Origin of the sequence: Flavobacterium sp. (assembly GCF_029945805.1) — a bacterium.
Lineage (GTDB): Bacteria > Bacteroidota > Bacteroidia > Flavobacteriales > Flavobacteriaceae > Flavobacterium.
The window spans coordinates 1-9,111 of the sequence record NZ_JAQSDH010000047.1; the positions used below are offsets into that span (position 1 = coordinate 1).

The following is a 9,111-nucleotide window of genomic DNA, read 5'->3' on the forward strand; positions in this document are numbered from 1 at the left end:
AGCAATCGGTGATGAAGCAATTCAAAGCGCACTTTACACTGAAGAGATAAAACTTAAATAAAAAAAAGGTTCCGATTTAATCGGAACCTTTTTTTTATGTAGGATAGAAAGATGTTCGTGACTACTAGCCCCGATAGGAGTGGAAATCCTCGCAGAGATTGTAACGGATAGCGGGACGGAAGTTGTTAAGAAGCACTATTGGTCTGCTTCTAAAAAACAAACTAATTGATTTTAATTCGTTTTTTTATAACTCAAAACGGCTAATCCATTCATTATAATTGCATAAGCGCTAATGATAATGAACTGCGGAAAGATGTCTGAAAATCCAGACCCTTTTAGCATGACCATGCGAATTACTTCTACAAAATACCGAATTGGATTGAATAAAGTTACTTTTTGAGCCCATATTGGCATGCTTTCAATAGGGGTAAATAATCCGCTCATTAAGATAAAAATAACGACAAAAAACCATGCGATAAACATAGCTTGTTGTTGTGTATCGGTATAGTTTGAAATCAATAGCCCCATGCCGAGAACGACTAATAAATATACTGTTGAAAATAAGTAAATAAGCCCAATGTTTCCCACTATAGGAACATTGAAAATGACTTTTGCTATAATCAAACCGACCGTTAGAATGACCATTCCTAAAACCCAAAATGGGAATAATTTTCCAATTATAAATTGGTGCTTTTTAATGGGCGTTACATTAATCTGCTCGAGAGTGCCGATTTCTTTTTCTCTGACAATATTCATGCTTGATAGAAAGAGTGTGAGCATCGTTATTAAAAGCACCAAAATACCTGGAACCATAAATGTTTTGTAATTTAAAGTTGTGTTATACCAAAAGGAAGGAATCGTGATTACGTTCATTTGTTGCGGCTGCTGGTTGTTCTGACGATAGGCATATAGTAGAATATCCTGATTGTAACTTTTAATAATTTGATTGATATATACGTTTTCAACACCAGCTTTTGCACCGTCAATAGCGTTGATGTATACTGCTAAATCTGTTTTTTTGTTCTTTATTATATTTCTCTCAAAATGGGTTGGAATTTCTAAAATCACTTCTACCTCGCCATTTTTCATTGCTTCGTCAGCCAATTTCTTTGAAGCATAATCTCCCGAAATAGTGAAATAGGATGAAGCTTTGAATTTGTCAATTAAAGTTTTTGAAGAAGTTGATTTGTCATGATCTACATAGGAAAATTTAATATTTTTAACTTCAAAAGTGGCTGCATTAGAAAGGATTAAAAGTTGAAGCAACGGCAATACAAATATGATGGGCAACATTCCTTTGTTCCTCATTATTTGTTTAAATTCCTTTTGAATAATGTATAAAATTGTTTTCATTTTCAGTCCAAATTTAGAATTGTACGAGTGCCTTTGTTCTATTAAAAAAAATGTAAAAATTACTCTAATCGTATTTTATAGTTTTTGATACTTAAGCCCGTAAAAACTAATGCCATTAAGATAAGAATTCCAGTTTCTTTCCATAAATGAGCAATACCGACCCCTTTTAACATGATACCTTTCAGTATCAAAATAAACCATTTAGCCGGAATAATATTGCTGATATATTGCAACGGTAAAGGCATGCTTGCTATAGGAAAAATAAATCCTGATAATAGAATTACAGGCAACATCAAACCCATTAGCGATATCATTAATGCGGTTTGTTGGGTTTCTGATATTGTGGAAATAAAAACACCAAGTGTTAAGGATGTTATAATGAATAAGATGCTTTCCATTCCAAGCAGCGCTAAACTTCCTTCAACGGGTACATTAAAGATGAAAATGCTTAGAACAATGATGATAATCGCATTGATTATAGACAAGAATATATAGGGAAAAACTTTTCCGATGATGACTAGAAATGGTTTTAATGGCGAAACTAATAAAATTTCCATGGTGCCTAATTCTTTTTCTCGCGTGATTGAAATGGACGTCATCATTGCTGAAACCAACATTAGAATTATGGTCATGACGCCAGGTACAAAGTTGAAAACACTTTTCAATTCAGGATTGTAATACATTTGAGATTGTACCTGAATTTGGTATGGATTTTCTATTCCGTTGTTTCGTTCTTGCTGGTATTGTTGAATGATCGATTGCGTATAGTTTGTGATTGTATTCGCAGTATTGGGCTCGGTTGCATCTGAAATAATTTGTACGTTTGCCTTTTTTTGGACTTGCAGGTTTTTAGCAAAATCGGGTTCAAAGATTAAAATTGCTTTTACTTTTCCTTTTTTGAAAACGGATTCAATTTGATTTTCATTTCTTATTTCTTTTTCTATGTTGAAATATTTGGAAGCATTTATTTTATTGATGATTAGCTTTGTTTCTGCATCGTTTGATTTATCTAAAACAGCGATATCTACATTATTGATTTCATTGGTAATGGCAAATCCAAAAAGCATAATTTGGGCAATTGGCATTCCAAACAAGATAAATATAGAGCGTTTGTCCCGAAAAATATGGTAGAATTCTTTTTTTACAAAACCGATGAATCTTTTCATTTTATAGTTTATTTACAAATTGTTTGTAGCTATTCGACATTACGGGCGATTTTCAGAAATACTTCATTCATCGAATTCACTTTAAATTGTTCTTTTAACTTTTTGGGTGTGTTTAAGGCTTCAATAACGCCTTCTACCATAATCGAAACACGATCACAATATTCAGCTTCGTCCATATAATGTGTGGTAACAAATATGGTAGTTCCTTTGTGTGCTTCAGCATAAATTAGTTCCCAAAATTGTCTTCTGGTAATTGGATCTACGCCGCCTGTTGGTTCGTCTAAAAATACAATTTTAGGCTCGTGCAATAAAGCTACCGAGAATGCTAACTTTTGTTTCCATCCTAATGGCAATGAACCAACCAACTGATTGGCTACTTCTTGAAGGTTTAAATCTTCTAAGAGGATTTTAGTTTTTTCTTTGATTTGCATTTTGCTCAAGCCATAAATACCTCCAAAAAAAGTGATGTTTTCCTTTATGGTTAAATCGTCATACATAGAGAACTTTTGACTCATATAACCAATGTTTTTTTTTACTTCATCTGCTTGTGTAAAAACATCCAAATGGCTGACTGTTGCTGAACCAGAAGTGGGTTTAGAAATTCCGATAAGCATTTTCATGGCCGTTGTTTTTCCGGCACCATTAGCTCCTAAAAATCCAAAAATTTCGCCTTTATAGACATCAAAAGAAATGCTTTTGACCGCCGTAAAATCGCCAAACTCTTTGGTTAAATCTCTTACTTCTATTATCTTTTCTTTTTCCACATTAGTTTACTTTATTTGAAGCGGCCAAATCCATAAAAACATCTTCAATAGTAATTTCTGCTTGATGTATTTCAATTTGCTTGTGGTTATTTTGTACTAAATAAAGCTCTAAATCATTCGGATCAAATTCGGCTTGAGTATCCGTGTAATGGATGTATTCACCGAAAGCATATACACTGCGATTACTTGGGTATTTTTTCAAGTCCTGAATTAATTTATAAGTATCGGATGTGTTGACATCATATATGATTTTTTTATGATTGGCTACACTATTTTTCGGCGTATTAATTTCTAAAATTTTTCCGTCCTGAATGAGCGCAACTCTATCACACAACGCCGCTTCATCCATATAAGGCGTAGAAACTAGAATTGTTATTCCTTTTTGCTTTAAACGTTTAAGCATTTCCCAAAATTCTTTACGAGAAACAGGATCAACACCAGTCGTGGGTTCATCTAAAAACAAAACTTTTGGTGCATGAATCAACGCACAACACAAGGCTAATTTTTGCTTCATTCCACCCGAAAGCTTTCCAGCTCTACGTTTTTTGAATGGCTCAATCTGAACATAGATGTCTTTTATTAAATCGTAATTTTCTTCAATTGTAGTGCCGAATATCGTTGCAAAAAAACTAAGGTTTTCTTCCACGGTTAAATCTTGATACAACGAAAATTTTCCGGGCATATACCCAACTGAATTCCGAATGGACTTATATTCTTTTACAACATCATAATTAGCCACAGTTGCAGCACCTTCATCAGCTATTAAAAGCGTAGTTAGAATTCTGAAAAGTGTAGTTTTTCCGGCACCATCGGGACCAATTAATCCAAACAATTCGCCATCGGCCACTTCAAAAGAAATGTTGTCCACTGCTTTTACTGTTTTGTACGATTTTGATATGTTTTTAACGGATATGCTCATTATTTTATCAATAGAAAGTTGCTCTCTTCTATAGCATCTATTTTGTGTTTTATATTTTCTTCAATATTCACATAAACGCCAGATTGTAAATTGATAACGTCACCATTTTCATTACTAAATACAGCGTTTCCAGAAATACAAACCAATAAGGCCGGAATTTTTGTGAAGTGTTCTTTTAGTTGTTCTCCTTTTGCAATTTGCATGGAAATCACTTTTTCAGTTGGTTCAAATAACACATAGGTTTGAACCGCTTTGTCTTCGGTGTGTAAGTCTTTTAAATTCATTGGAAATAGTTATTAAAGGTTATAAATGAATGTTGCATTGTTACTTGTTATTATTTAATCCACATTTCGGCCGGCATTCCAATTTTCAGGCTTCCATCGTTTTTGACTTTGACTTTGACGGCATAAACCAGATTGACTCTTTCTTCTTTGGTTTGGATGATTTTTGGCGTAAATTCAGCTTGAGAAGCAATCCAAGAAATAGTTCCTTTAAAAGATTTCATGTCTTTTAATCCATCAATTTTAACCGATACATCTTGCCCGATTTTTAGCTGCGGCAATTGAGTTTCACTCACAAAAACACGTAATGTCATTTCTGAAATATTGGCAATTTTATACAAAGGTTTTCCAAAGGCAGTTATTTCTCCAGGCTCAGCATATTTAGTTAAAACCGTTCCTTTTATTGGATTTGTGATTTTGCTTTTTTGAATTTGATCGGTGATTTTTTCAATTTGCACATCAATTGATTTTAAATCATTAATTATTGGTGCATTCTGAGTGCCGACGCTTTTTATTTGCTCCTCGATGACTTTGACTTTTCCATCAATTTCATCTACTTGACGTTGGGTTGCCGCATTTTCAGTAAACATGTTCTGGATTCTAGCTTTCTCTAGTTGAGCCGTTTTAAGTTGTTCTACCAAAACGTTTTTTTGTGACAGCACATTTGCCGATTTGGATGAAACGGTATTTTTAGAAGCAGTTAGTTGTTGTTTGCTTAAATACAATTGCAACGTATCTATTAAACCGACTTGTGTTTGTGGTTCTAAAATTTCTCCTTCTTCCACTTTAAGAAATTCGATTTTTCCAGAAGCTTCTGATGAAATGGTAACTTCAGTTGCTTCAAAATTTCCGTAACCATCGGCTCGGTCGTTATTTTTAGAACAGGAAATTAATCCTATTGTTGCTAGAATCAATATGCTTATTTTTTTCATTTTAAAGATTTTTTCTGAGACTTTAGTTATTTCCCTTTGATTATTTCGTAATTTGATTTAGCTAGAGCCAATTGCACCTCATGCGTTTTTAGATTGTTTTTTGATTCGAACAAATTGGTAAATTCTACGAGATATTCGGATGTAGTAATCACGCCATTTTTCATTTGGGCATTTGATGTTTTTATAATTTTTTCTCGTAAAGCAATTAGTTCCGTATCTGATTGTAAGAGCTCTCGTGTCTTAGTGATTTCGGTTTCCATTTCTTGTAATTGCATTTTGTTGTTCAGTTTAAATGTTTCTTTTTCAGACAGAACAATCTCTTTGGAAATATTTAAGGCTTCTTGGTCTGTTTTATTTTTTCCCCAATCAAAGACATTCCAGTTGGCTTTTAACCCTACGATATAGAATGTTTGAAATGAATTATCCAACATGTTCAATCCCGGATTTCCTTAGCCCGCTTGACCAAAAGCGTTTATTTTAGGAAAATTTGACTTGGAAATTGTGTTTTTAGAAAAATCAATCTGTTTATTTTGTAAGTCAAAAAAAGCTATTTCAGGCCTTACACTTTCAGTAGAATCAGAGGGAAAACTAGGTTGCACTAAAACGGTTTCCGAATCAATTTTTGTAAAAGTTAATTCGGAAAGATTCTGCAGCATTTTTATTTTTTCAAATTTTATTTCTGTTAATTGCTGATTAATTTTTAATATTTCAGCTTCCAAAATCAATTCTGATGCGGGTAGAATCGCGCCAAATTTAACTCCTGATTTAACTTCTTGCACTTTGGACTGCAACAATTCGTCTTTAGAGACTAATAAAGCTTTCTTTTCTTGAAGCAATAAAATAGAAAAGTAATATTGATTGATTCGACTTTTCAATTGATATAAATTCACTACAAGTTGTTGCTGTTGCGTTTTGGTTTGCGCTTCTTTTAATTTGGTACTGGCATCAATTGCTCCACCATTGTAAAGGAGTTGATTTAGCTCTAATGATGTTCGGTATTGGTCTTTATTTAAAGGCGATACACCCGGAAGTCCAGTTGGTAATCCGATGACATCTGATTGATATGTTGCTTGTGAATTGAGATCAATTTTAGGAAGTTTACCTTTATTGAGACCCTCAATTTCATAGGTTGTTTTTTGGGTTAATAAGCTATTCTGCTTTGCTAGCGGATAGTTAATATTCGCTAAAGCATAACATTCATCTAAGGTTACTGTTTGTTGCGCCTTTGCAATTAGGGGTATAAGAAAAAGGACTAGTAGGACTAACTTATTTTTCATTATTTAAATTTTAATAGCGTTAATAATAAAAGAAGCTACTTCCGTTTTACGGTTCGAAAGAATCTCATTATATCTCTTTTTATCCACATTGATAAGTGCTGTTAATAGTGGCTCGCCAATGAAAGGAAAAATATTTAAAGCCATGATATTGATAAATAATTGTTCCGCTTCAATGGGTTTAATAGTGCCTTGTTTTATAGCATCTGCAACTTGTAATTTGAATTTATCTATCGAGGGAAAGTGTTTTTCGGCACGCAGTTTTAGTACAAATTCTGGATTTTTATTTAGCTCTTGAATTACAAAATTGGGTAAGTACGGATGTTTAATTACAAATGAGATGTAGCTATTAGTGAATTTTGTTATTTTTTCAAACAAATCACTGTCATCGTTGAGAATATTATTTAATTGTGGTGCCAATAGACCAAAAGCACTTTTGAAAACTGCTTCGAATAAAAGTTGTTTGCTTCTGTAATAATAGTGCAGCAAGGCTTTGTTTATTTTGGCTTTATCTGCAATTTCTTGCATTCGTGCTCCATCCATACCTTTTTGATGAAATATTTCTTTTGCAGCGTTTAATATTTCAATTTCCGTATTTTCTGTTTTTAACTTTTCCATTTTTAATTACATGGTTTAACCATTTGGTTAACAAAATTAGTTTAAAAATTCCAACAAAAATCTTTTTTGTTGTTTATTTTGAATTGGTTAATATGTGTATCACTATTTTTATACTCTGATAACCGAATTTACTAGCTATGAATTGAGTTTACTTGTATTGAAATTAAATGAATCAAACTTGTAAATCATAAAATACTATAATATAATTAGAGTTGAATACTTTATAACAAATTACGATTTTATGTAAAGAGTATAAATAATAACCTATTCGGTTTACATATCTTTGCTTGATAAACGATGTTAAACTATAATTGTTAAAGTTGATTTATTGGACTTTAAAATTATAATTTAGAAATAGTATGTAGTGTCATAAAATAATAATAAAAATTAGAAAAATGTCAAAGCAATTCGCTGATTTAGGGATTTCAGAACCTATCGTAAAAGCTATTACTGAGTTGAAAATTTCACAACCTACAGAAATTCAAGAGAAAGTAATTCCGTTACTTTTAGCGAATGGAACTGATTTGGTTGGACTTGCAAAGACTGGTACTGGTAAAACGGCTGCTTTTGGATTGCCAATTTTACAATTAATAGATACAACATCAACGACAATTCAAGCTGTTATTTTAGTTCCTACAAGGGAATTAGGACATCAAATTTTTAAAAATTTAACCGATTTTGCAAAATATCTTCCAGAAGTTTCTATTGCTGCAACCTGCGGAGGAATTCCGATAAAGCCGCAAATAGAGCGATTGGCAGCACCAACACATATCGTTGTGGCAACGCCCGGTAGATTAATCGATTTAATTCAGCGTAAAGCGGTAAATCTTAAGGAAACTAAATTTCTAGTGCTTGATGAAGCAGATGAAATGGTGTCGATCTTAAAAGAAAGTCTGGATGAAATTGTAGCAGAATTACCAAAGGAACATAAAACACTTTTATTCTCTGCAACTATGCCGGGAACAATAAAGCAATTAATTCAGAACTATTTGAATAAAAATGTAGTTCAAGTGAGTGCTAATATGGAAACGGTAGGAAATCAAGGAATCATTCACGAATATATTGTGGTTGATCCTATTGAAAAACTAGATGTATTAATGCATTTTTTGAATTCAAAAGAAGGTGAGCGCGGTATTATATTCTGCAAAACGAAAGCTGCAGTCAATAAACTAGCAAAGAATTTAGCCATCAACCGTTTCTCTTCTGGGGCTTTGCACGGAAGTCTGACCCAAGGAATTCGAGATCGCATCATGGAACAATTTCGTGAAGGTCATATCAATATTTTGGTTGCAACCGATTTGGCTGCGAGGGGAATTGACGTAAAAGAAGTTTCCTATGTGGTCAATTATCATTTACCGGATGTTTACGAAGCCTATGTGCACCGTAGTGGAAGAACGGCCAGAGCAGGAGCAAAGGGCTTGTCATTAACCGTACTTCAAGAAGAAGAAGTCACACAAATTGCCGATTTTGAAAAAGAACTTGGAATAAAATTTACCGAGTTCAAAAAACCAAGTGCGCTCAGTATTGAAGAAAATAATACGCTTTTATGGGCAAAACAAATTTTTAAAACGAAACCCAATCATGAGGTTGATGCAGAATTAAAAAATAAAATAAAAACCGTATTTCACCATTTGACGAAAGATGAATTGATTGAAAAACTATTGGCTAATTATTTAATGCAGAACAAAAACGAAGTAGGGGAAAAGCCGGTGAAAAGGCAAAAAATGAAATAAAGAATTTTCATTTAAAAAGTTGGATATGCAAATAAAAATTACAGTTTAAGTTAAGCGACATTTTTGTAAAT

The 9,111-nt window shown here is 33.0% G+C and carries 10 protein-coding genes; 1 reads left to right on the plus strand and 9 read right to left on the minus strand.

The features are described from left to right. Positions 1 to 231: 231 nt before the first annotated feature. From PSU83_RS13075 to PSU83_RS13115, 9 genes are read right to left on the minus strand one after another with little or no spacing between them, the layout of a single operon-like run. The gene (locus tag PSU83_RS13075; RefSeq protein WP_300590000.1) at positions 232 to 1,353 is read right to left on the minus strand and encodes an ABC transporter permease; all 1,122 of its coding nucleotides are present in this window, start codon (positions 1,351 to 1,353) and stop codon (positions 232 to 234) included. Between the two features lie 59 nt (positions 1,354 to 1,412). Beyond that, positions 1,413 to 2,519, minus strand: a complete 1,107-nt coding sequence (locus PSU83_RS13080) for an ABC transporter permease (protein ID WP_300590001.1) — start codon at positions 2,517 to 2,519, stop codon at positions 1,413 to 1,415. Positions 2,520 to 2,548: 29 nt separating this feature from the next. Further along, positions 2,549 to 3,283, minus strand: coding sequence for an ABC transporter ATP-binding protein (locus PSU83_RS13085; RefSeq protein ID WP_300590002.1), 735 nt, complete (start codon positions 3,281 to 3,283; stop codon positions 2,549 to 2,551). A gap of 1 nt (position 3,284) precedes the next feature. Continuing rightward, positions 3,285 to 4,202, minus strand: a complete 918-nt coding sequence (locus PSU83_RS13090) for an ABC transporter ATP-binding protein (RefSeq protein WP_300590003.1) — start codon at positions 4,200 to 4,202, stop codon at positions 3,285 to 3,287. Further along, a complete protein-coding gene (locus PSU83_RS13095; RefSeq protein ID WP_300590004.1) occupies positions 4,202 to 4,486 on the minus strand; it encodes a hypothetical protein in 285 nt (94 codons plus the stop codon). The genes PSU83_RS13090 and PSU83_RS13095 overlap by 1 nt, the downstream gene beginning before the upstream one ends. 50 nt (positions 4,487 to 4,536) lie before the next feature. Continuing rightward, the gene (locus tag PSU83_RS13100) at positions 4,537 to 5,415 is read right to left on the minus strand and encodes an HlyD family efflux transporter periplasmic adaptor subunit (protein WP_300590005.1); all 879 of its coding nucleotides are present in this window, start codon (positions 5,413 to 5,415) and stop codon (positions 4,537 to 4,539) included. 26 nt (positions 5,416 to 5,441) lie between these two features. Continuing rightward, positions 5,442 to 5,846 (minus strand): TolC family protein, encoded by a 405-nt coding sequence (locus PSU83_RS13105; protein ID WP_300590006.1) that lies wholly within the window; start codon positions 5,844 to 5,846, stop codon positions 5,442 to 5,444. Between the two features lie 18 nt (positions 5,847 to 5,864). Next, positions 5,865 to 6,692 carry a TolC family protein gene (locus tag PSU83_RS13110; protein WP_300590007.1) on the minus strand — a complete coding sequence of 276 codons (828 nt, stop codon included), beginning with the start codon at positions 6,690 to 6,692 and terminating at the stop codon, positions 5,865 to 5,867. Between the two features lie 3 nt (positions 6,693 to 6,695). Then, positions 6,696 to 7,307 (minus strand): TetR/AcrR family transcriptional regulator, encoded by a 612-nt coding sequence (locus PSU83_RS13115; RefSeq protein ID WP_300590008.1) that lies wholly within the window; start codon positions 7,305 to 7,307, stop codon positions 6,696 to 6,698. Positions 7,308 to 7,702: 395 nt separating this feature from the next. Here PSU83_RS13115 and PSU83_RS13120 point away from each other — a divergent pair, with 395 nt between their 5' ends. After that, on the plus strand, positions 7,703 to 9,040 hold the full coding sequence (locus tag PSU83_RS13120; RefSeq protein ID WP_300590009.1) for a DEAD/DEAH box helicase: 1,338 nt from the start codon (positions 7,703 to 7,705) through the stop codon (positions 9,038 to 9,040). Positions 9,041 to 9,111 lie beyond the last annotated feature (71 nt).

Bases quoted from the DNA above. Each gene is read 5' to 3' on its own strand.
- PSU83_RS13075 (WP_300590000.1), bottom strand. From the start codon at position 1,353: ATGAAAACAATTTTATACATTATTCAAAAGGAATTTAAACAAATAATG.
- PSU83_RS13120 (WP_300590009.1), top strand. From the start codon at position 7,703: ATGTCAAAGCAATTCGCTGATTTAGGGATTTCAGAACCTATCGTAAAA.
- PSU83_RS13110 (WP_300590007.1), bottom strand. From the start codon at position 6,692: ATGAAAAATAAGTTAGTCCTACTAGTCCTTTTTCTTATACCCCTAATT.
- PSU83_RS13105 (WP_300590006.1), bottom strand. From the start codon at position 5,846: ATGTTGGATAATTCATTTCAAACATTCTATATCGTAGGGTTAAAAGCC.
- PSU83_RS13090 (WP_300590003.1), bottom strand. From the start codon at position 4,202: ATGAGCATATCCGTTAAAAACATATCAAAATCGTACAAAACAGTAAAA.
- PSU83_RS13080 (WP_300590001.1), bottom strand. From the start codon at position 2,519: ATGAAAAGATTCATCGGTTTTGTAAAAAAAGAATTCTACCATATTTTT.
- PSU83_RS13100 (WP_300590005.1), bottom strand. From the start codon at position 5,415: ATGAAAAAAATAAGCATATTGATTCTAGCAACAATAGGATTAATTTCC.
- PSU83_RS13115 (WP_300590008.1), bottom strand. From the start codon at position 7,307: ATGGAAAAGTTAAAAACAGAAAATACGGAAATTGAAATATTAAACGCT.
- PSU83_RS13095 (WP_300590004.1), bottom strand. From the start codon at position 4,486: ATGAATTTAAAAGACTTACACACCGAAGACAAAGCGGTTCAAACCTAT.